Origin of the sequence: Limobrevibacterium gyesilva (assembly GCF_025989185.1) — a bacterium.
In the GTDB taxonomy this organism is placed as follows: Bacteria; Pseudomonadota; Alphaproteobacteria; order Acetobacterales; family Acetobacteraceae; genus Limobrevibacterium; species Limobrevibacterium gyesilva.
The window spans coordinates 1-21816 of record NZ_JAPDNT010000002.1 but is presented as its reverse complement, the minus strand read 5'-3'; the positions used below and the strand labels follow the sequence as shown (position 1 = coordinate 21816).

Here is a 21816-nt window from a genome sequence, read left to right as displayed (position 1 = left end):
GGCGCAGGGATTGCGCCGGCGCCGTGCGGCAGTCGGTCAGGCTTTCTTCACGCCCCAGAAGATCGGATACGGCGCCTTCACCACGTCCTGGATATTGCTGCGCATCGCGGTCGGATTGAACCATTGTCCGACCGGAATATACGGCACTTCCTCCCACACCGCGCGCTGGATGTCCTCGCAGACCTTGCGCTGCGCGGCGACGTCCGGGGCGTCGAACCAGGCATCGCGCAGCGCCTCGATGCGCGGGCTCTCGGGCCAGCCGAACCAGCCGTTCCTGCCGTTGCCGCGAATCGGGAAATGGCTGGCCGGGGTGGCGACGGACAGGCCCTCGTAGGTCGTGCAGAACGCGTTCCAGCCGCCCTTCTCCGCCGGCTCCTTGCTGGTGCGGCGCTGCACCAGGGTGCCCCAGTCCATGCTGACATAGTCGACGTTCAGCCCCACCCGCTGGAACAGGTCGCGCGTCACCTGTACCAGCGCCTGGATGGTGGGATAGTCGGACGGCGACATCAGCACGACCCTTTCGCCCGCATAGCCGCTCTCGCGCACCAGCTGCCTGGCCAGCTCCCCGTCGCGCGGCCCGGTCAGCACCTCCAGCCCGGCGTCATTGGCCATCGACAGGCCGGGGGTGAACACGCCCACGCCGGTGCGGACCAGGTCGGAATCGCCGCCCATCGCCGCCTGCATGAACTCGTCCTGGTCCACCGCCGGCAGCAGCGCGCGCAGCAGCTTGCGGTTGTCGAAGGGCGGGTGCAGGTGGTTGAAGGCGATCATCGCCACCACGCCGACCGTGTCGTTCAGCATCACCTGCACGCCGGGCGCCGCGCGCAGGGCCGGCAGCAGGTCCACCAGCGGGTTCTGCCACCAGTCGATCTCGCCGCGCTGCAGCGCCGCCGAAGCGGTGGCCGGATCGGGCATGACGATCCATTCCACGCGGTCGAAATTCGCGACCTTGCCGCCGCTGGTGAATTCGGGCGGGCGCTCGATGGGAACGTATTTGTCGAACCGGCCGTAGGCCGCCCGCGACCCGGCCACCCACTCGTCGCGCAGGAACCGGTACGGCCCGCTGCCGACATACTCGCTGATCTGGGTGAACGGGTCGGTGCGCGCGATGCGCTCGGGCATGATGAAGCAGGTGTCGGTGCCCAACGCGGTCAACATCAGCGGATAGGGCTTCTTCAGCCGGATCTCGAACCGGCGGTCGTCCAGCGCGCGGATCTCGTCGAGTTGCGACAGCATCTTCTGGCCGAGGCCGCGGCGCTTCGCCCAGCGCAGGATCGACGGCACGCAATCCCGCGCCAGCACCGGCTCGTTGTCATGGAAGGTCAGATCCCGGCGCAGGGTGAAGCGCCAGGTCAGCTTGTCGTCGGACAGCTCGTGTCCCTTGGCCATCTGCGGCGACGGCACGCCCTTGCGGTTCTGGCCATAGAGCTGGTCCCAGATCATGAACCCGTGGTTGCGGGCGATGGTGGTGGTCGTCCAGATCGGGTCGGGGTTCGCGAGATTGCCCTCCGGCGCGAAGCGCAGCACTCGCGCCGAGCCTTGCGCCAGCGCTGGCCGGGCCAGAGAGGAGCCAGCCGCACCCGCCAGAAACGTCCGTCGCCGCATCCGCAATTCCCCCCGCGCCGCCGCGAGCCTATCCGTGCCGCCGCCGCCTGCCAATTGCGCACCGGCCGGCTTGCGGCTGAAATGCGCCCGAGGGAGGCCACCGCATGTCCGACGACCTTATCCGGCTGACGGCCACCGAGGCCGTTGCCGGCCTGCGCAGCCGGCAGATCTCGCCGCTCGACCTGATCGATGCGGCGGCGCGCCGAATCGCCGCCGTGGAGCCGGCGGTGAACGCGCTGCCGACGCTGTGCCTGGACCGCGCACGCGACCACGCGAAGCGGCTGATGGCCGGCCAGTTGCGTGAAGCGGAAGACGAGGCCGGCTGGCTGGCCGGCCTGCCCGTGGTCATCAAGGATCTCGCCGACGTCGCCGGCGTGCGCACCACCTATGGCTCCCCCCTCTTCCGCGACCATGTCCCCGCCACGTCGCACCCGCTGGTCGAGCGCATCGAGCGCAAAGGCGGGGTGGTCATCGCGAAGTCCAACACCCCGGAGTTCGGCGCCGGCGGCAACACGTTCAACGAGGTCTTCGGCCGCACGCTGAACCCCTGGAACACGGCGCTGACCTGCGGCGGCTCCACCGGCGGCGGCGCGGTGGCGGTGGCGACCGGCGAAGCCTGGCTCGCGCATGGCTCGGACCATGGCGGGTCGCTGCGCGGGCCGGCCACGCTGTGCTCGGTGGTGGGCATGCGGCCGTCGCCGGGGCGGGTCACGCGCGGCACCTCGAACAACCTGTTCTCGCCGCTGTCGGTGCAGGGGCCGATGGCGCGCAACGTGCCGGACCTCGCGCTGTTCCTCGACACCATGGCCGGGTTGTGCCCGCTCGATCCGCTGACCTTCGACGCCCCGGCCCACCCGTTCAGCGCCGCGGTGGCCGAAGCCCGCCCGCCCCGGCGCGTCGCCTTCACCGCGAACTACGGCGGCGCACTGCCGGTCGATCGCGAGACCCGCGAGATCTGCGCCCGCGCGGTGCGGGCGTTCGAGCAGGCCGGCTGCAGCGTCGAGGAAGCCTGTCCCGAACTGGGCCCGGTCGAGGACATCTTCCTCGCCCTGCGCGCGCAACATTTCGTCGTCGACCGGGAGTTGCAGATCGCGGCCCATCGCGACCGCATCAAGCCCGACATCATCTGGAACACCGAGCACGGCCTGGCGCAGACCCCGAGCCGCCTGGCCTGGGCGGAGCGTGCGCGCGCCGCCTTGTATCGCCGCTTCGCCGCGTTCTTCGGCACATACGACATCCTGGTCACGCCCGGCGCGGCAACGCCCGCCTGGGACGTCGCATTGCGCGCACGCGACGAGATCGACGGCGTGAAGCTCACCAACTACATCGCCGGCAGCGCGCTCACCTCCGCGATCACGCTCACGAGTTGCCCGGCGGTGTCGGTGCCGTGCGGCTTCGACCGGCATGGCCGCCCGGTGGGGCTGCAGATCATCGCGCCCGCCCGCGGCGAGGCGCAGGCGCTGGCAGCCGCGCGCGTGTTCGAGCAGATCGCCGGCCTCGACCGGCTGCTGCCGATCGATCCGCGGGCCGGCACGGTGCCGGCATGAGGGAGGCCGTCGCGGCGCTGTACCGCGAACTCGGCGCTCGCGGCCTCAATGTCGGCAATGCCGGCAATGCCAGCGCCCGCCATGGCGCGGGAATGCTGATCACGCCGACAGGAATCCACGGCGACACCGTCACGCCCGAGGGCGTGGTGGAGATGACCCTGGAAGGCGACGTCGCCGGCCCCGGCCACCCGTCCTCGGAATGGCAGATGCACGCCGAGATCTACCGCGCCGATCCCGAGGCCATGGTGATCGTGCACACCCATTCGGACCATGCGACCGCGCTCGCCTGCCTGAACCTGCCGCTGCCCGCCTTCCACTATGCCGTCGCGGGGTTCGGCGGCGACGACGTGCGCATCGCCCCCTACGTCACCTTCGGCACGCCGGAACTGGCGCACGCCGCCGCCGCCGCCATCGCCGGGCGCACCGCGTGCCTGCTGGCCAATCACGGCATGATCTGCCATGGACGCGATGCCGCCGGCGCGCTGCTGACGGCCGTGCGGCTGGAGACGTTGGCGCGGCAATACCTGATCGCGCGCGCCGCCGGCACGCCGCGCCTGCTCACGCCCGCGGAAATGGCCGCCGCGCATGAGCGCTACCGCACCTACGGCCAACAGACGAGGGATGCATGAGCAAAGTGGACCAAATCCTGGCGCATATCGACGCCACGTTCGATGCGGCACAGCAGCGCTGGATCGACTGGCTGCGCATCCCCAGCATCAGCGCCCAGCCGGCGCATGCTGCCGATTGCCGCGCCGCCGCCGAATACGCCTGCAAGGAACTGGCGTCGCTGGGCTTCGACGCCAGCGTGCGCGACACCGCCGGGCATCCGGTGGTGGTGGCACACCACCCCGGCCCGGACGGCGCGGGCGGCGAGGTTCCGCACCTGCTCTATTACGGCCATTACGACGTGCAACCGGCCGATCCGCTGGAACTGTGGCACAGCCCGCCCTTCGAGCCGGTGCTGGTCGATGGCCCGCACGGCAAGCGCGTCTATGCGCGCGGCGCGGTGGACGACAAAGGCCAGGTGTCGATGTGGCTGAGCGCCTTCCGCGCCTGGCACGAGCAGACCGGCACCATGCCCTGCCGCATCACCGTGCTGATCGAGGGCGAGGAAGAAACCGGCAGCGTCAACTTCAAGCCCTTCGTCATCGCCAACCGCGCCGAGCTGCGCGCCGACATCGCCGTGATCTCCGACACCGGCATGTGGGACGTGAACACTCCGGCGCTCAGCACCAGCCTGCGCGGCATGGTCTACATGCAGGTGGACCTGAAGGCGGCCAACCGCGACCTGCACTCCGGCATGTACGGTGGCTCGGCGCTGAACCCGATCAACGCGCTGACGCATGCGCTGGGGCAGCTGAAGGACGCCGACGGGCGCGTCCAGGTGCCCGGCTACTACGACGGGGTGCGCGACATCTCGTCGCGCCAGGCCAACCAGTGGGCGGCGCTGGGGTTCGACGAAAGCCGCTTCCTCGGCGATATCGGCCTGTCGGTCCCGTCCGGCGAGAAGGGTCGTGGCGCGCTGGAGCGGCTGTGGGCCCGACCGACCGCGGATATCTGCGGCATCTGGGGCGGCTATAGCGGCCCGGGCACCAAGACGGTCATCGCCGCCGAGGCGGGAGCCAAGGTGTCGTTCCGCCTGGTGCCGGGCCAGGACCCGCAGAAGGTGGTCGAGGGCTTCAAGCAGTTCATGCAGGCGCGCGTGCCCGCCGATGCCAGGCTGGAGTTCACAGTGTTCGGGGCCGGTCCGGGCCTGGAGATCCCGACTGACTCGAAATTCGTCCAGGCTGCGGCCGCCGCCCTCGCCGAGGAATACGGCCGCCCCGCCGTCATGACCGGCTGCGGCGGCTCGATCCCGGTGGTCGAAACCATGCAGCGCGAGCTCGGGCTCGATGCCTTGCTGATGGGCTTCGGGCTCGACGACGACCAGGTGCACAGCCCGAACGAGAAGTTCGAGGTCATCTGCTTCCGCCACGGGCTGCGCAGCCATGCCCGGCTGCTGGGCAAGCTCGGGCGCGCATGACCCAGGAGCGGCTCCGCATCCAGGCGATGCGGAGCTCGCTCGTCGGGCCGTTCGACCTGTCGGTGGCCGCCGGCGAGTGCATCGCCATCTCCGGCGCCTCCGGCTCCGGCAAGAGCCTGTTCCTGCGCATGGTCGCGGACCTGGACCCCAACACCGGCGCGGTGTTCCTGGACGGGCGCGAGCGCGGCAGCTTCGCCGCCCCGGCATGGCGGCGGCAGGTGATCTATGTGCCGGCGGAATCCGGCTGGTGGAGCGAGGCGGTCGCCGACCATTTCAGCGACCTCGCCGCCGCCCGGGTCCTGGCGGCGCGGCTGGACCTGAAGCCGGAACTGCTGGACGGCCCGGTGCTGCGCCTGTCCACCGGCGAGAAACAGCGCCTTGCCCTGGTGCGCTCGCTGCTGCCGGCCTCGCCGGTGCTGCTGCTGGACGAGCCGACCGCGGCGCTGGACGAGACCAGCCAGGGCCATGCGGAGGCACTGCTGCGCGAGCGCCTGCAGGCCGGGACCGCGATCCTGATGGTGACGCATCGCAGCGACCAGGCCGCGCGGCTGAGCCGCCGGCGCTTCGTCATGGCGCAGGGAAGGCTGACCCCGGCATGATGCCGAGCATCGTCCTCACCGGGCAGGACCTGGCGATCGCGTCGGTACTGATCCTGCTCGACGGCGCGATCTCGGTTGCCTATCGCCTCGGCCTGCATCGCCAGCTCGCCATCGCCGCCGGGCGCATGGTGCTGCAGCTCCTGCTGATCGGCGCGATCCTCACCCGCGTGTTCGACGCCGCCTTCCCGCCACTGACGCTGCTGGTGATCCTGGCGATGGTGGCGCTCGCCGGGCGCGAGGTCGCGGTGCGGCCGGAACAGCGGCTGATCCGCATGGGCAACTACACCGTCGGCGCCGCGGCCGTCGCCTTCGCCACCGGGATCACCAGCATCCTGGCGCTGACCACCGCGCTGCGCCCGCAGCCATGGTACGACGCCCGCTACGCCATTCCGCTCGCCGGGATCGTGCTGGGCAACGTGCTCAACGCCGCCAGCCTGGCGCTCGACGCGCTGCTCGGCAGCGTGGTGCGCGAGAAGGCCGCCATCGAGGCGCAGCTTTGCCTGGGGGCGACCAACCGGCAGGCGATGGGGCGGCTGCTGCGCGCGGCGATGCGGCGCGGCCTGCTGCCGGTGGTCAATTCCATGTCCGCCTCGGGCGTCGTCACGTTGCCGGGCATCATGACCGGGCAGATCCTGGCCGGGCTCGACCCCATGGAAGCCGTGAAATACCAGATCCTGTTGATGTTCCTGTTGTCCGGCGGCGCCGGGCTGGCGGTCGTGGCGGTGGTGTTCCTGGCGGCGCGCCGGCTGACCGATGCCAGGCACCGGTTGCGGCTGGACCGGCTGGCCCGCGCGGGTCCACGCTGACGTCTGGTACCGAGGGGAACGCGGATGCAGCAATCGGCAACGGTCGCGTTGGACGATGACGTCACCCCGATCGCCTACACCAACCTGATCTGGGTCGGCGTGGCCCTGGCGGTGATGGTCGCGGTGATCCGCGCGGACATTCCCTGGGCGCTGAACTTCCTGCACGTGATATGCGGCATCCTCTGGACCGGCATCGACCTGTTCATGGGCTTCGTGCTGGGCCCGATCATGCGCCGCCTGCCGCTGCCGGCACGCCGCGCCGTGATCTGCCGGTTGATGCCGCGCATGCTGTTCCTGATGCCCACGCTGTCGATCATCACCGGTACCGCCGGCTACTACCACGCGCAGCAGATGGGCTTCCTGGATGTCGGCTATCCCGCGTTCTGGTGGGTGGTGGCGGCGCTGGTGATCGTAACGATCCTGACGGTGCAGGGCCTCGGCCTGCTGCTGCCGACCAACCTGCTGGTCTACCTGGAAATGCGCAAGGATCGGCCGGACGGGGCGCGGATCGGCCGGTTGATGCGGCGCTATGTGCGGGCGGTCGGGTTCCAGGGCGTGCTGCAGGTCACCATCATCGTGGTGATGGCGCGGTTCGCCACGGGCCTGTAAGCCCGCCGCCATGGTCAGGCCGGCGTGCGATGCTCGGCCAGGGCCGCCTCGATCTGCGCCGCCAGTTCGCTGGCACGGAACGGCTTGCGCACGATGCGCTGGCGGATGCTGGCGCCGGCCACCGCCTCGGGATCGGCGTAGCCGGAGAAGAACACGATCGGCATGGCCGGCCGCAGCTCGCGCACGCGCCGCGCCAGCTCGGGGCCGTTCATGCCGGGCATCGCCACGTCGGTCAGCAGGATGTCGATCTCGCTATCGTCCGCCAGCCGCTCCAGCGCCCCCTCGCCGCCTTCGGTCTGCAGCACCGTGTAGCCCATGGTCTGCAGGATCATCCCGGTGGTGCAGCGCACCGCCTCGTCGTCGTCCACCAGCAGGACCGTGGAGGCGCTGCCGACCGGGCCGGCCGCCGCCGCGCCCGCCGGCGGCTCGTCGGCCGCCGGCGCCGCACGCGGCAGGAAGACCCGCACCGACGTGCCCAGCCCGGGCGCGCTCTCGATCCGCACGCCGCCGCCGGACTGGCGTGCGAGGCCGAAGACCTGCGACAGGCCGAGCCCGGAGCCCCGTCCCGGCCCCTTGGTGGTGAAGAACGGCTCGAACGCCTTGGCCAGCACGTCCGGCGCCATGCCGGTGCCGGTGTCGCCGACGCGCACCATCACGTAGTCGCCGGCAGGAGGGTCCTCCGGCCGCTCGGGTGGTCCGAGATGCGTGTTCGCCGTCTCAACGGTCAGTGTGCCGCCGGTCGGCATCGCGTCGCGCGCATTGATCGCCAGATTGAGGATGACGAGCTCGATCTGCGTCGGATCGACCAGCGCCAGCCAGGGATCGTCGGCCAGAAGCGTCTCGATGCGGATATTGCCCCCGGCGGCGCTTTGCAGCAGGCCGGTCATCTCCTGAACCACATCGTTGAGCTTCATCGCGCGCGCAACCAGCGGCTGGCGGCGGGCGAAGGCAAGCAGCTGGTCGGTGAGCGTGGCGCCGCGCTCGGCCGCCTTGCGCATCCGCTCCAGCCGTTCTGCCGTCACCGACTCCTGCGCGCAGGATTGCTGCAGCAGGTCGATATTGCCGAGCACCACGGTCAGCAGGTTGTTGAAGTCGTGCGCCACGCCGCCGGTGAGCTGGCCCACCGCCTCGATCCGCTGGGCCTGGCGCAAAGCCGCCTCGGTGCGCTCGCGCTCCGCCATCTGCTCCAGCAGGCGCACATTGGCGGATTCCGCCGCGTCCCTGGCGGACCTGAACTCGCCCAGCAACGTCTCGACCTTGTGCGACTGCTGTGCCAGCAACAGCAGCAACGTGCCGATCACCACGCAGGCGACCACCGCGGACACGAGGAAGACATCGCTCTGCCGCCGCCACGGCGCCAGGATCTGGTCTGCCGACACCGAAACGCTCACGGCCAGCGGGAACAGCTTCAACGCCTGGATGGCGACCACGCGGCTGCTGCCGTCGATCGGGCTGTCCATCATCGCCGTGCCGGCGATGGCGTGCGCCAACACGTCCTTGAACGGCGGCAGGGCGGCATAGGTGCTGCCGACGATGTCGTCCCGGTGCGGATAGCTTGCCAGCACCGTGCCGTCGCGGTGGTGCAGAGTGATGGCACCGCTCTCGTTCAGCTCGACCGCCTTGTAGAACTCCTCGAAATACCGAAGGTTCAGGAAGGCCGCCACGACACCGGCGAACTCGCCCCGCGCGTTGGTGAGGCGCCGGGTGAGTAGCGCCGTCCAGTGCCCGTCCGCGGCGCGCAACGGTCCGCTGACCTGGGGGGCGTCCGTGGCGTGGGTCGCATGGTGGTGCAGCAGGGCCAGCCCCGCGGCCGGCAGCATCTCATTGCCCGCAGCGGCGGCGCGCGACGAATACAGGATCCGCCCGGAGGGATCGGCCACCGCGATCTCCGTCACCTCGCGGACACCGGCGATGCGGCGCTGCAGATCGTCGTTGATCGCGACCGGCGCGGCACCGCCAGCCTGGTCGGACTCGTGCAGCGCCTCGATCACGGTGCCCATGACGAGGTCGACCGTCTCCATCGCGCGTCCGGTGTGCTCGGCGAACACCATGTCGAGCCGCGCCAGCTGCCGCTTGGTGTCGTCCAGCACGCCGGAGCGCAGCTGGAGCAGCTGCTGCATCGTCACCGCGACGATCAGCAGCAGCACCACCGCCGCCAGAATCTGCAGGGACCGGCTGATGGCAGGCATCGGCGACGTGGGCCGGTCAGGTGCGGAGACGCTCATCAAGTATTCTGCCTGCCCGGCGCGATCGCGTTGCAATTGCCAATTCTATGCGCTGCGTCATGAACCATGCAATCAACGCAGGCTAGCACCCCGATCGCTTCGCGGGCCGGCTGGATGGAATTATCCCGCATTTTCACATAAATGTGATTATTCCTGCCCCGAATCAGAACCGCTGCTTGGCAGCGCCTCCGGTTCTGGGGAAGCTGGGCACGCATCGCGCAAAGGCGCGCGCCGGAGGAGGCCCTGCAGCGTATGACCCAGACTCTCGTCCTCGCCCTCGACCAGGGCACCACCTCCACGCGCGCCATGGCGTTCCGCGCGCCGCGCTTGGCCCCCGCCGCCATTGCCCGGCGCGACCTGCCCCAGCACTTCCCCGCCAACGGCTGGGTGGAGCATGCGCCTGAGGATCTGTTCGTGGACAGCGTGACGGTGCTGCGCGAGGCACTGGCGCAGGCCGGCGGCACCGCAAGGGACGTGGCCGGCATCGGCATCGCTAACCAGCGCGAGACCACGCTGGTCTGGCGCCGCGACACCGGCCAGCCGGTTCATAACGCCATCGTCTGGCAGGACCGCCGCACGGCCGCCGCCTGCGCCGGGCTGCGTGCGGCCGGGCACGAGCCGCTGGTCACCGGGCGCACCGGGCTGCTGATCGATCCGTATTTCTGCGCCACCAAGATCGCCTGGCTGCTCGACAACGTGCCCGGCGCCCGCGCCGACGCCGAAGCCGGCCGGCTAGCGTTCGGCACCGTGGACACCTGGCTGCTGTGGCGGCTGACCGGCGGGCGTGTCCACGCCACCGACGCCACCAATGCCAGCCGCACCATGCTGTTCGACATCGTCCGCGGCGTCTGGGACCCGGAACTGCTGGACCTGTTCCGCATCCCCGCGACGCTGCTGCCGGATGTGCGCGACAGCGCCGGCCCGTTCGGCATGGTTTCGGCAGACATCCTCGGCGCCGAGATTCCGGTGCTGGGCATCGCCGGCGACCAGCAGGCGGCCAGCGTCGGTCAGGCCTGTTTCCGGCCGGGCATGGTGAAATCCACTTATGGCACCGGCTGCTTCCTGCTGCTCAACACCGGCGAGGCGCCGGTGGCGTCGCGAACGCGCATGCTCACCACCATCGCCTGCCAGTTGCGCGGGGTGCGCACCTACGCCCTGGAAGGGGCGATCTTCGTCGCCGGCGCCGCGGTGCAATGGCTGCGCGACGGCCTGGGCGTGATCCGCGACGCCGCCGAGACCGGCGGCCTGGCTGCCGAGGCCGATCCCGGGCAGTCCGTCTACCTGGTGCCGGCCTTCACCGGGCTGGGTGCGCCGCACTGGGACGCCGAGGCCCGCGGCGCGCTGTTCGGCCTGACCCGCAACACCGGCCCGCAAGAGCTGGCCCGCGCGGCCCTGGAGAGCGTGGCCTACCAGACCCGCGACCTGATCGAGGCCATGCGCGCGGACTGGTCGGGCGCGGGAAACTCGGACGGCACGATCCTGCGCGTCGATGGCGGCATGGTCGCGAGCGACTGGACCATGCAGTTCCTGGCCGACATGCTCGGCGTCCCGGTGGACCGGCCGGTGGTGCTGGAGACGACGGCGCTGGGCGCCGCCTACCTCGCCGGCCTCGCCGCCGGCGTCTGCCCCGCCCCCGCGGAGTTCGCGACCAACTGGGCGCTGCAGCGCCGCTTCGAACCGCATATGGACGAGGCGAGCCGCAGCCGCCGCTATGCCGGCTGGAAGGACGCGGTCAGCCGGACCGTCACCCGCGGCTAGTGTCCTGAACCAGAAGTTCGCATAGGTGGCGAACTTCAGGGGCAGGACACTAGCCCTTTGTTTTCAGTGGCCTGCTGGCCCCTGCGTTCGCCGCAAGATGCGGCGGACGCAGGGGCAGGACACTAGGAGGACTTCCCCGCCACGACGTCGTCGAGACTGATATCCACCATCAACTCGTTGGCGAGATCCTCCAGGGCATCTCGCAGCAGCTCCCTCTCCATCTCGGCCGGCGCGCGCAGATGTGCTCGCGCCCGGAACATGCTCTCGCCCGAATGCGGAGCGCTGAAGACGTCGGTGTCGAGCTGCTCGATACTGACACCATGCGCGGCAATGACGCGCGAGACTTCGCGCACGATGCCCGGCCGGTCCTGGGCGACCAGCTCAAGGCTGAACAGGCGCCAGGGCGCGGCCGCCTGGTCGCGGCGGCTCGTTGCGACAGCGATGTGCAGGCCCTTCGCCTCCAGCGCCTGCAAGGCCGCGATCAGTGCGCCTGCCTGGGCCTCGGAGACGTCGAGATGGACGATGCCCGCGAACTGGCCGGCGAGATTGGCCATCCGGCTTTCCAGCCAGTTCGCCCCGAAACTGATGGCCGTCTCGGACAGCAGGTTGACGAGTCCGGGCTTGTCAGGACCAACCACGGTCAACACAAGAGAGGTGGTCATCCGCCGCGTCTCCTTTGTTGAGACGGCCCGATTGTACCAGCTGCCGGCCGTCGCCGCGACCATCGGCCAGCGGGGGGGCGGCAATCCTAGTGTCCTGCCCCCGAAGTTCGCCGCATCTTGCGGCGGGCGCAGGGGCCAGCAGGACACTAGCGCGCCGGATCACCCACCATCAGGATGCGGTTCTGCGCCGCCACGGTCGCCGAGACGGGCCACAGCACGAAACCGCGCGCCTGCACCGTGGGCAGGTACTGGGCCAGCACATCGATGGTGTTCTGGCGCGGATGGCCGATGGCAATCGCGTGGCCGTAGCGCCGGGCGACCGCTTCCACCTGGGCGATCTGCGCGCGAATGGAGGCGGGATCGGGGGAGTTGTCCAGGAACACGTCGCGCGGCACCGCGGGGATGCCGGCCGCCTGGGCGCGGTTCAGCGCCACGCTGTGCGGGATCGTCAGGCTGTCCACGAAGATCAGGCCGCGATCCTTCAGCTCGCCCATCACCAGGTCCATCAGCGGCACCGACAGCGAGGCCACGCTGCCCTCGTGCTGGTTCAGGCCGATCGCGCCGGGCACGCTGTCCAGCGCGGCACGCAGATAAGCGAGGTTGGTCTCCGGCGGCAGCCAGGTGCGCAGGGCGTTGGGGCCCGGGTTGGTCCGCCCCAGCGGCTCCATGGGCATGTGCAACATCGTCTCATGCCCGCGCGCGGCGCCGTTGGCCACCTGCTCCGACAATTTCTGGGCGTAGGGCATCCAGGACAGCGTCAGCGGCCCCGGCAGCGCCGCGGCGCGCTCCGATTGCGGCCGGTTCAGGCCCATGTCGTCGAACATGAAGGCGATGGTCGGCTTGCCGTCCGCCGATGGCGCCTGCACCGCGAAACGTTGCCACGCCGGCAGTGGCGGCCGCGGCACGGCCAGCACCGCCGGCTCAACCTCGGGCTGCGGCGTCACCTGCGCCCGGGCAGCGCCCGGCAGCCCCGCGCCCAGCAGCGGCAGGCCTGCGGCGAGGACAGGCAGAAGGCGTCGGAACCGGTCGCGGAGGGACATCGATAAGGCCTTGCCTGGAAGGGTCTTCGGTCGGTCGGTGATTGCACATGCGCATCGCCGATCCGGCCGGGAGCGTCAACGTGCCCTCCCCCGCGTGGCCCGCGTATCCCACTTGCGTACCGATCACGTCGACGCACCCGGCCGCCATTTGACCCCACGCGACCGGCCGCCCAAAATGGGCCATGATCCTCTTGATCGATAATTACGACAGCTTCACCTTCAACCTGGTTCACTTCCTGGGCGACCTCGGCGCACGCTGCGACGTGCGCCGCAACGATGCGCTGGATGTGGGCCAGGCGATGGCGATGGCGCCGGAGGCGATCGTGCTGTCGCCCGGCCCCTGCACGCCGAACGAGGCGGGCATCTGCCTCGACCTGATCGCGGCCGCCGCGGGGCGCATTCCCATCCTCGGTGTCTGCCTCGGCCATCAGGCGATCGGCCAGGCCTTCGGCGGCGAGATCGCGCGCGCGCCCGTCCCGGTCCACGGCAAGATCAGCCCGATCGAGCACGACGGCACCGATATCTTCGCGGACATCCCGAGCCCGTTCGAGGCGACGCGCTACCACAGCCTCGTGGTGCGCCGGGACACGCTGCCGGATGCGCTGATCGAGACCGCGCGCACCGCCGACGGGCTGGTCATGGGCCTGCGCCATCGCACCCTGCCGGTGTTCGGCGTGCAGTTCCACCCCGAGAGTATCGCCAGCCAGTTCGGCCACCGCCTTCTCGGCAATTTCCTCGCCATCGCGCGTGGTGCTAACACGCCTGCCAGAGCAGCCTGATCCGGGCCGCCTGATCCGGGGATCGACGTGTCGACCAACCTGAAACCCGTGCTTGCGCGCCTGGCGGCGGGCGAGACGCTGACCGACAACGAGGCCGAGGACGCTTTCGGCACCATCATGTCCGGCGAGGCGACGCCGGCGCAGATCGCCGGCCTGCTGATGGCCATGCGCGTGCGCGGCGAGACCGTGCCCGAGCTGACCGGCGCCGTGCGCGCCATGCGCCAGCGCATGTCCCGCGTCGAGGCGCCGCCCGATGCCATCGACGTCTGCGGCACCGGCGGCGACAATGCCGGCACGCTGAACGTCTCCACCGCCGTCACGTTCGTGCTGGCCGGCCTGGGCGTGCCCGTGGCCAAGCACGGCAACCGCGCGCTGAGCAGCCGCACCGGCGGCGCCGATGTGCTGACCGCCCTCGGCATCAACGTGGACGTGCCGCTGGACCGGCTGCCCGGCGTGCTGCGCGCGGCCAACTGCGCCTTCCTGTTCGCCCCGCGCCACCATGCCGCCCTGCGCCACGCCGCCGGCCCGCGCGTCGAGCTGGGCACGCGCACCATCTTCAACCTGCTGGGCCCGCTCGCCAATCCGGCCTCGGTCACGCGCCAGCTCACCGGCGTGTTCGATCCGATCTGGGCGCGCCCAATGGTCGAGACGCTGGCCAACCTCGGCAGCACCAGCGTGTGGCTGGTGCATGGCCAGGGCCTGGACGAGCTGACCGTGGCCGGCGAGAACAGCGTTGTGGCGCTGCAGGACGGCACCATCCGCGAGTTCACCGTGCTGCCCGAGGATGCCGGCGTGCCGCGCGCGCCCATTGCCGCGATCCGCGGTGGCGACGCCGCCACCAATGCCGCCGCGCTGGAGGCATTGCTGCGCGGCGCCACCGGCCCATATCGCGACACAGTCGTGTTCAACACCGCCGCCGCGCTGATCGTGGCCCACCGCGCCGGCGACCTGCGCGACGGCGCCGCCCAGGCGGCGCGTTCGCTCGATAGCGGCGCCGCGCTGGCCGCCCTGGACACCCTTCGTCGGGAGACTGCATGACATCTGATACCCAGTCCGGCGGCACCATGCCGGACGCGCTGGCGCGGATCTGCGCCGATACGCGCGCCGAAGTGGCTCGCCGAAAGGCCGCGACACCGCTGGAAACGCTGCGCAGCCGCGTCTCCTCCGCCGAGCCGCCGCGCGGCTTCGGGCGCGCGCTGATGGACGCGACCGCCTGCGGCCGGCTCGGCCTGATCGCGGAGATCAAGAAGGCCTCGCCCTCCGGCGGGCTGATCCGCCCGGAATTCGACCCGGCGGCGCTGGCGCGCGCCTACAAGCAGGGCGGCGCCACCTGCCTGTCCGTGCTGACCGACGCCCCGCATTTCCAGGGCGCGCCCGAGCATCTGAAGGCCGCCCGCGCCGCCGTCGATCTGCCGGTGCTGCGCAAGGATTTCATCCTCGACCCCTGGCAGGTGTTCGAGAGCCGGCTGATGGGTGCGGACTGCATCCTGCTGATCATGGCGGCCATCACCGACGCGCAGGCGGTGGAGCTGGAAGAGCTTGCCCGCGCGCTGGACATGGACGTGCTGGCCGAGGTGCACGATCAGCGCGAGCTGGACCGCGCGCTCGGCCTGCAGACCAAGCTGATCGGCATCAACAACCGCAACCTCAAGACGTTGAAGACCGATATCGCGACGACGCTGGAGCTGGCGCCGCAGGTGCCGCCCGACCGGGTGGTGATCGCCGAGAGCGGCCTGCGCGCGCACGCAGACCTGCAGCGTCTCGTCGACATCTGCGTGCATTGCTTCCTCGTCGGCGAGAGCCTGATGCGCCAGCAGGACGTGGCCGCCGCCACCCGGGTGCTGCTCGGCGCATGAGCGATCGCCTGACCCATTTCGATGCCGCCGGCAACGCCGTCATGGTCGATGTGGGCGGCAAGGCGGTCACCGCCCGCGAAGCGACCGCCAAGGCCCGCGTGGCCATGCGGCCGGAGACGTTGCGCATGATCCTCGATGGCACGGCGAAGAAGGGCGACGTGTTCGGCGTTGCCCGGCTGGCCGGCATCATGGCGGCGAAGCGCACCGCCGAGCTGATCCCGCTCTGTCATCCTTTGCCCCTCTCCGCCGTCACCGTGGACCTCCAGGCCGACGGCGCCGATGGCGTGGCCATCACCGCCACCGTGAAGACGACCGGACGCACGGGCGTGGAGATGGAGGCACTGACCGCCGCGAGCGTGACCGCGCTGACCGTCTATGACATGTGCAAGGCGGTCGATCGCGGCATGCGCATCGAGGCGCTGCGCGTGGTGGCGAAGTCGGGCGGCAAGTCCGGCGATTTCCGGCAGGAGTAACGTTGCATGATCAGCGTCGAGCAGGCCCGGGAGCGGATCCTGGCGGGGCTTCGCCCCACCGCCGCGGAAATCGTTCCGCTGGCGTCCGCCTGGGGACGGGTTTGCGCCGCCGCCATGGCCTCGCGCCTGACCCAGCCGCCGCGCGACGTGTCGGCCATGGACGGCTACGCGCTGCGCGCCGCCGACGGCACGCTGGGCGCAAGGCTGCGCGTGGCCGGCAGCGCGCCGGCCGGGCATCCCTGGGACGGCACGCTGGGCGCCGGCGAGGCGCTGCGCATCTTCACCGGCAGCATCATCCCCGACGGCGCCGATGCGATCCTGCTGCAGGAGGACGCCACGCGCGACGGCGATGGCGTCACCGTCAATGAGGCCGTCACGGCCGGCCGCCACATCCGCCGTGCCGGCCAGGACTTCGCCACCGGCGACGTGCTGGTGCCCGCCGGCAAGCGGCTGGGCGCCCGCGACATCGGCCTGATCGCCGCCGGCAACCACCCCTGGGTCGCCGTGCACCGCCAGCCGCGCGTGGCCATCCTGGCGACCGGCGACGAGATCGCGCTGCCCGGCGAGCCGATTCCGCCCGGCGGCATCGTCTCCTCCAATTCGCACGCGCTGGCCGCCCTGGTGCGCGCCGGCGGCGGCGATCCGGTGGTGCTGCCGGTGGCTCCCGACGACCGCGATGCCATCGCCGCCGCGGCCGATGCCGCCGCCGGGGCCGACATCCTCGTCACCACCGGCGGCGCCAGCGTGGGCGAGCACGACCTGGTGCAGGACGCGCTGGCGGCGCGCGGCATGACGCTCGATTTCTGGAAGATCGCGATGCGGCCTGGCAAGCCGCTGATGCATGGAACCCTCGGCGGCGTGCCGATGCTCGGCCTGCCCGGCAACCCTGTCTCCTCGCTGGTCACCGCCATCCTGTTCCTGCTGCCGGCGATCGCGCGCCTGTCCGGGCTGCCCGGCGCCCCGCCCGCCGTCACCCATGCCGGGCTCGGCGCCGCGCTCGCCGCCAACGACCACCGCGCCGACCACCTGCGCGCACGGCTTGAGCCCGGTGCGGACGGTGCCCTGGTGGCGACGGCTTTCGAGCGCCAGGACTCGGCCATGCTGCGCCTGCTGACGCTGGCGGACGCCCTGATCCTGCGCCCGCCGCACGCGCCTGCCGCGCCGGCCGGCGCGACGGTGCCCATTATCCGTTTGGATACGCTGGGCATTTAGGTGACGCAGCCGGTCTTCTGACGCTTGACGTGGTCACGAGAACCTATCTAGAACATCCTGGTAGTTGCCGGTTTGTTCCAGATTCGTGTCGCTCTGACGAAACTGGAGGCCGGCCCAACGGGAGAGCCTGCATGCTCACGCGCAAGCAGCACGAGCTGCTGACCTTCATCGACCGGCACCTCAAGACCACCGGCTTCTCCCCCAGTTTCGAGGAGATGAAGGAGGCGCTGAAGCTCAAGTCCAAGTCGGGCATCCATCGCCTGATCTCGGCGCTGGAGGAGCGCGGCTTCCTGCAGCGCCGCCACCACCGCGCCCGCGCGCTGGAAGTGGTGCGCCTGCCGGACGACCTTGCCGCGCGCGCCGCCGCCATTGCTGCGGCCCCGCTGGTGCAGCCGGACCAGGCGGCGCAGCAGAACGCCTTCGCCCCGAATGTGATCCGCGGCGACTTCGGCGGGCGCCTGCCCGGCGTGCGCGCGGCCAACGAGGCGGGAGCGGTGCAATTGCCGCTGTATGGCCGCATCGCCGCGGGCATGCCGATCGAGGCGCTGCGCGACAACGGCACGCATATCGAGGTGCCGATGGCGATGATCGGCGGCGGCGACCATTACGCCCTGGAAGTGGCCGGCGACTCGATGGTCGATGCCGGCATCTGGGACGGCGACACCGTGGTCATCCGCAAGGGCGAGACCGCCGAGAACGGCCAGATCGTCGTCGCCCTGGTCGACGATGCCGAGGTGACGCTGAAGCGGCTGCGCCGGCGCGGCAATTCCATCGCGCTGGAGCCCGCGAACACGCTCTACAAGACCCAGATCTTCCCGGCCGACAAGGTGAAGGTGCAGGGCCGGCTGGTGGCGTTGCTGCGCCGCTACTGACCGGGCCGGATTGGCGGATCGGCAAGCGGGCCATAGACTTCCCCGATCAGAGGGGACGCCAATAATGCCGAGACCGCAACGCCGCCTGCCGCAAGCCCGCGCCATGATCACCGCACCGCAGCCCGAGGCGGTGGAAGCCGGCGCGGCGGTGCTGCAGGCCGGCGGCAACGCCCTCGATGCGGTGCTCGCCTGCGCCCTGACCCAGGGCGTCGTGGATCCGCTGATGTGCGGCGTCGGCGGCCTCGGCAGCATGCAGGTGTTCGACCCCGCGAGCGGCGCGCATGTCGTGCTCGACGGCCTCTCCACCTGCCCCGCCGCCTGCCGCGCGGACATGTGGGCCGGCATCTTCGAGCGCGAATGCGCCGACGGCTACGGCTACGTGCTCAAGGGCGGCGTCAACGAGATTGGCCACCGCGCCGTCACCACGCCCGGCATCCTGCGCGTGTTCGAAGCCGCACATGCACGCTTCGGCCGCACGCCCTGGGCCGATCTGTTCACCCCTGCGATCGCCTTCGCCGAGGAAGGCTGGGCGATCCGCCCGCATGTCTACAGCATGTTCACGCTGAACGAGGCCGCGTACGGCCGGCTCAGCTTCGCCTCCAAGCTCGCCTTCACCCCGGATGGCGCGCGGCTGTACCTGCGCCCGGACGGCACGCCGAAGCGGCCAGGCGACCCGGTGCGCAATCCTGAGCTCGCGGCCACGCTGCGCGGCCTCGCGCGCGACGGCGCCGAGAGCTTCTACACCGGCGAGATCGCCCGGCGCATCGTTGCCGACATGCAGGCGCATGACGGGCTGCTGTCGATGGCGGACCTCGCGGGCTTCCGGCCGCGCCAGCACGCGCCGCTGGAGATCACCTATCGCGGCCGCCGCATCGCCGTGCCGCCGCCACCGGCCGGCGGCATCGTCATCGTGGAGATGCTGCGCATCCTCGAGCGCTTCGACCTGGTTTCGCTCGGCCACAACAGCCCCGAATACATCCGCACCGTGGCCGAGGCGATGAAGATCGCCGGCCGCGACAAGGAAGAGCATATCGGCGACCCCGATTTCGTGCCGCCGCCGCTGGACATGCTGTTGTCCGACACCCATGCCGATGCCTGCGCGGCGCGCATCGAACGCGGCGAGAAGACGCCGCTGCCGCGGGTCGGCAGCGACGCGAAGAACACCACCACGGTCTCCTGCGTCGATGCGCAGGGCATGGTGGTGTCGCTGACGCACACGCTCGGCGTGCCCTCCGGCGTGATTCCGCCGGGCACCGGCTTCATGCTGAACGGGGCGATGAACTGGTACGACCCCCGCCCCGGTCGTCCCGGCTCGATCGCGCCGGGCAAGCGCCGCTTCTCCTCGATGTCGCCGACGATCGTGCTGGAGGGCGACACGCCGGTGGCGACCGTCGGTTCGCCCGGCGGCGCCTGGATCGGGGTGGCGATCCTGCAGGTGCTGCTGAACGTGCTGGACTGGGGCATGACCATGCAGGAGGCGGTGATGGCGCCACGCTTCTCCGCCACCACCGACGCGATCGATATCTCCAACCGCATTCCCCGCGGCGTGCAGCGCGTCGTCGAGGGCATGGGCTACGACGTGAAGCGCTCGCCGATGAGTTTCCCGTTCGCCGCCCCGCACGGCATCGCCCTATGGGACGGCGTATTGGAAGGCGGCGCGGACCCGCAGCGCGACGGCTACGTGGCCGGTGTGCCCTGACCGGCAAGCACGGCAAAGCCGGGTTCGGTCCACTCACGTAACCGGAACTTGCCTTTCGTTCCGCTCTGCCCAAAGCTCGGCTCGTCAACCCGGGAGTGCGCGATGCGAAACCTTTTCGCCGCCGTAGCTGCCGTGTCGCTGACCAGCCTCGCCCTCGCCGCCTCGCCCTTCGATGGCCAATACCAGGGCAACATCCACCTGACGTCTGCCGCCAGAGCGCAGACACCGTGTCCGCACGATACGCCGTTCAATCCCAAGATTGTTGATAGCACCTTCATGTTTCACTGGAACCAGACCGAGGTGCCGACCAAGGTGGGGCCTGACGGAAGCTTCAACGCGACCAACGGGAATGTAAATCTCAAGGGGAAGGTTGTCGGTAATTCGCTGGACGGAACGCTGACCGGGCCGCTCTGCATCTACAACGTAACTGCCAAGAAACGCTGAGCATCATTCCGGCGGCAATTCCTCGCTCTTCGCCGGCGTCAGGCCGGGGGGCGTGCGGCCGCGCGTGGGCAAAGGCAGCACCCAGGGCCTGTTGCCGCGAAATTGGCGGTCGGACAGCACAAGGGCGCCGCCGGCATCAAGCCAGATGGCGTGTGCCCCCTCCCGCCAGACACTGAAGCGATCCACCAGCCGAACCGGCGCCGGGCAGCGCAGCGGGATCGGCTCGGCGGAGATCAGGACATCGGCGTCGCAGGCGCCCTCGCCGCGGATGATGCGCGCAGTGGCGCCGCGGCCCTGCACCAGGCAGCCCAGCTCGTTGCAGCCGATGTTGCCCGCATTTCCGGCCAGCGGCGTCGTGTCTGCCGCCGCCCAGTATTGCAGCCACGAGTCGAGCGTAAAACGCGAGGCGCCGGACGCCTTCTGCACGAACACGCCCGCCGGCGTGCGCACCCCGATCAGTCGCGCCTCGGCAGAAACCAGGATGTCCGGCGGTCGGTCGAGGGCGGGCGAGATCAGCCCCAGCACGATCGCAACCACACCCGCGAGCCGCAGCCGCGTGCGCCACAATCCGGTCCAGGCGATGCCCAGCGACAGCACCGCCAAGCCCCAGGCCGGGATATGCGGTGCCGCCACCACGGCAGCGGGCCAGGACGCGACGGCGCGGCCGATCCACAGCACCGCATCGACACCCCAGCCCATCGGCACCAGCGCCAGCGCCTCCAGGTGCAGCGGCATCAGCGCCAGCGCGATCATGCCCGCCGGCATCACCCACATTGCCGTCAGCGGCACCGCCAGCATGTTGGCGAACACGTAGTAGAGCTGGATATGGCCGAAATGATAGGCGCCATAGGGCGCGGAGAACGTGCCGGCCAGCGCGCTGGTCAGCGCCAGCGCCACGACATGCCCCAGCAGGCGCCGCCGCCACGCGCCGTCGCCGTACAGCCGCCTCAGCCATGGCCGCAGCAATTCGTAGCCCACGATCAGCGCCAGCACCGCGGAGAAGCTCATCTGGAAGCTGACGCCCATCACCTCGTTGGGCGCGATCAGGATCAGCGCCGCCATGGCCAGCGCCAGCCCGCGCAGCGACAGCGCCCGCCGCCCCATGATCACGCCCAGCGTCACCAGGCAGGCCATGGCGAAGCTGCGGATGATCGGCACATGCGCGCCGGTCAGCAGCATGTAGCTCCCTCCGGCGGCGATCGCAGACAGGGCGGCGATCTGCTTGGTGGGCCAGTGCAGTGCGGCATGCTCCCACACCGCCAGGGCCAGTCGCGTCGCGCCGAACGCCAGGCCCATGACGATGCCGATATGCAGGCCGGCGATCGCCAGCAGATGCGCGAGCCCGGAATCGCGGAACGCCGCCCGGTCGGCCTCGGGGATCGACGACGTGCCGCCGGTCAGCAGCGTGGCCGAGATGGCGCCTGTGGTGCCCGGCAGCACCGCGGCGATGCGCCCGGCGATCACTTCGCGCAGGCGCTGCAGCCCGCGCAGCGGCCCGCTGGGCGCGGCCCCGGCGACACGCTCGGCCGGGTTCAGCGCGTAGCCGAAGGCGCCGATCCCGGCATAGAAGGCGTCGCGCTGCAGGTCCCAGGCGCCGGGATAGGCGG

At 70.6% G+C, this 21816-nt stretch carries 20 protein-coding genes; 15 read left to right on the top strand and 5 right to left on the bottom strand.

Features of this window, described 5'->3' with window-relative positions; translation table 11 throughout:
• Positions 1-36 precede the first annotated feature (36 nt).
• Complete coding sequence (locus OL599_RS04110; protein ID WP_264712365.1) at positions 37-1605, bottom strand: ABC transporter substrate-binding protein; 1569 nt, start codon at positions 1603-1605, stop codon at positions 37-39.
• A gap of 104 nt (positions 1606-1709) precedes the next feature.
• Here OL599_RS04110 and OL599_RS04105 point away from each other — a divergent pair, with 104 nt between their 5' ends.
• Genes OL599_RS04105 through OL599_RS04080 form a run of 6 tightly spaced genes read left to right on the top strand, consistent with a single transcriptional unit; the run spans position 1710 to position 7189 of the window.
• Entirely contained in the window at positions 1710-3152 is a 1443-nt protein-coding gene (locus tag OL599_RS04105) for an amidase (RefSeq protein ID WP_264712364.1), read from the top strand.
• Complete coding sequence (locus tag OL599_RS04100) at positions 3149-3781, top strand: class II aldolase/adducin family protein (protein WP_264712363.1); 633 nt, start codon at positions 3149-3151, stop codon at positions 3779-3781. Before OL599_RS04105 ends, OL599_RS04100 begins: the two co-directional genes overlap by 4 nt.
• Positions 3778-5175, top strand: coding sequence for a dipeptidase (locus tag OL599_RS04095; RefSeq protein WP_264712362.1), 1398 nt, complete (start codon positions 3778-3780; stop codon positions 5173-5175). The genes OL599_RS04100 and OL599_RS04095 overlap by 4 nt, the downstream gene beginning before the upstream one ends.
• A 26-nt stretch (positions 5176-5201) precedes the next feature.
• Positions 5202-5774 carry an ABC transporter ATP-binding protein gene (locus OL599_RS04090; RefSeq protein WP_264712361.1) on the top strand — a complete coding sequence of 191 codons (573 nt, stop codon included), beginning with the start codon at positions 5202-5204 and terminating at the stop codon, positions 5772-5774.
• A complete protein-coding gene (locus OL599_RS04085) occupies positions 5774-6580 on the top strand; it encodes an ABC transporter permease (protein ID WP_264712360.1) in 807 nt (268 codons plus the stop codon). Before OL599_RS04090 ends, OL599_RS04085 begins: the two co-directional genes overlap by 1 nt.
• 24 nt (positions 6581-6604) lie before the next feature.
• Complete coding sequence (locus tag OL599_RS04080; protein ID WP_264712359.1) at positions 6605-7189, top strand: hypothetical protein; 585 nt, start codon at positions 6605-6607, stop codon at positions 7187-7189.
• A 14-nt stretch (positions 7190-7203) separates the two neighbouring features.
• Here the strand turns inward: OL599_RS04080 and OL599_RS04075 are convergent, their stop codons facing one another.
• Positions 7204-9414, bottom strand: a complete 2211-nt coding sequence (locus tag OL599_RS04075) for a hybrid sensor histidine kinase/response regulator (protein ID WP_264712358.1) — start codon at positions 9412-9414, stop codon at positions 7204-7206.
• Positions 9415-9666: 252 nt separating this feature from the next.
• Between OL599_RS04075 and glpK the strand changes: the two genes are divergently transcribed.
• The gene (glpK, locus tag OL599_RS04070; RefSeq protein ID WP_264712357.1) at positions 9667-11172 is read left to right on the top strand and encodes a glycerol kinase GlpK; all 1506 of its coding nucleotides are present in this window, start codon (positions 9667-9669) and stop codon (positions 11170-11172) included.
• 122 nt (positions 11173-11294) lie between these two features.
• Here glpK and OL599_RS04065 read toward each other — a convergent pair whose 3' ends face one another.
• Together OL599_RS04065 and OL599_RS04060 are read right to left on the bottom strand one after the other, a co-directional pair.
• Complete coding sequence (locus tag OL599_RS04065; RefSeq protein WP_264712356.1) at positions 11295-11897, bottom strand: glycine cleavage system protein R; 603 nt, start codon at positions 11895-11897, stop codon at positions 11295-11297.
• Between the two features lie 83 nt (positions 11898-11980).
• A complete protein-coding gene (locus OL599_RS04060; protein ID WP_264712355.1) occupies positions 11981-12874 on the bottom strand; it encodes a divergent polysaccharide deacetylase family protein in 894 nt (297 codons plus the stop codon).
• Positions 12875-13056: 182 nt separating this feature from the next.
• Between OL599_RS04060 and OL599_RS04055 the strand changes: the two genes are divergently transcribed.
• The 8 genes from OL599_RS04055 to OL599_RS04020 all read left to right on the top strand — a co-directional run bounded on the left by OL599_RS04055 (position 13057) and on the right by OL599_RS04020 (position 20209).
• A complete protein-coding gene (locus tag OL599_RS04055) occupies positions 13057-13653 on the top strand; it encodes an anthranilate synthase component II (RefSeq protein WP_264712354.1) in 597 nt (198 codons plus the stop codon).
• Between the two features lie 27 nt (positions 13654-13680).
• Positions 13681-14691, top strand: coding sequence for an anthranilate phosphoribosyltransferase (gene trpD / locus OL599_RS04050; protein ID WP_264712353.1), 1011 nt, complete (start codon positions 13681-13683; stop codon positions 14689-14691).
• Positions 14688-15509 (top strand): indole-3-glycerol phosphate synthase TrpC, encoded by an 822-nt coding sequence (trpC, locus tag OL599_RS04045; protein WP_456306676.1) that lies wholly within the window; start codon positions 14688-14690, stop codon positions 15507-15509. Before trpD ends, trpC begins: the two co-directional genes overlap by 4 nt.
• Positions 15506-15982 (top strand): cyclic pyranopterin monophosphate synthase MoaC, encoded by a 477-nt coding sequence (gene moaC, locus OL599_RS04040; RefSeq protein WP_264712352.1) that lies wholly within the window; start codon positions 15506-15508, stop codon positions 15980-15982. Before trpC ends, moaC begins: the two co-directional genes overlap by 4 nt.
• Positions 15983-15988: 6 nt before the next feature.
• Positions 15989-17194, top strand: a complete 1206-nt coding sequence (locus tag OL599_RS04035; RefSeq protein WP_264712351.1) for a molybdopterin molybdotransferase MoeA — start codon at positions 15989-15991, stop codon at positions 17192-17194.
• Between the two features lie 131 nt (positions 17195-17325).
• A complete protein-coding gene (gene lexA / locus OL599_RS04030) occupies positions 17326-18066 on the top strand; it encodes a transcriptional repressor LexA (protein ID WP_264712350.1) in 741 nt (246 codons plus the stop codon).
• Between the two features lie 103 nt (positions 18067-18169).
• On the top strand, positions 18170-19765 hold the full coding sequence (locus tag OL599_RS04025) for a gamma-glutamyltransferase family protein (RefSeq protein WP_264712348.1): 1596 nt from the start codon (positions 18170-18172) through the stop codon (positions 19763-19765).
• 102 nt (positions 19766-19867) lie between these two features.
• A complete protein-coding gene (locus OL599_RS04020; protein ID WP_264712347.1) occupies positions 19868-20209 on the top strand; it encodes a hypothetical protein in 342 nt (113 codons plus the stop codon).
• A 3-nt stretch (positions 20210-20212) separates the two neighbouring features.
• On the opposite strand, the gene OL599_RS04015 is transcribed toward OL599_RS04020, so the two are convergent.
• On the bottom strand, positions 20213-21816 hold a 1604-nt coding region (locus OL599_RS04015), incomplete at its 5' end, for a ComEC/Rec2 family competence protein (protein WP_264712345.1).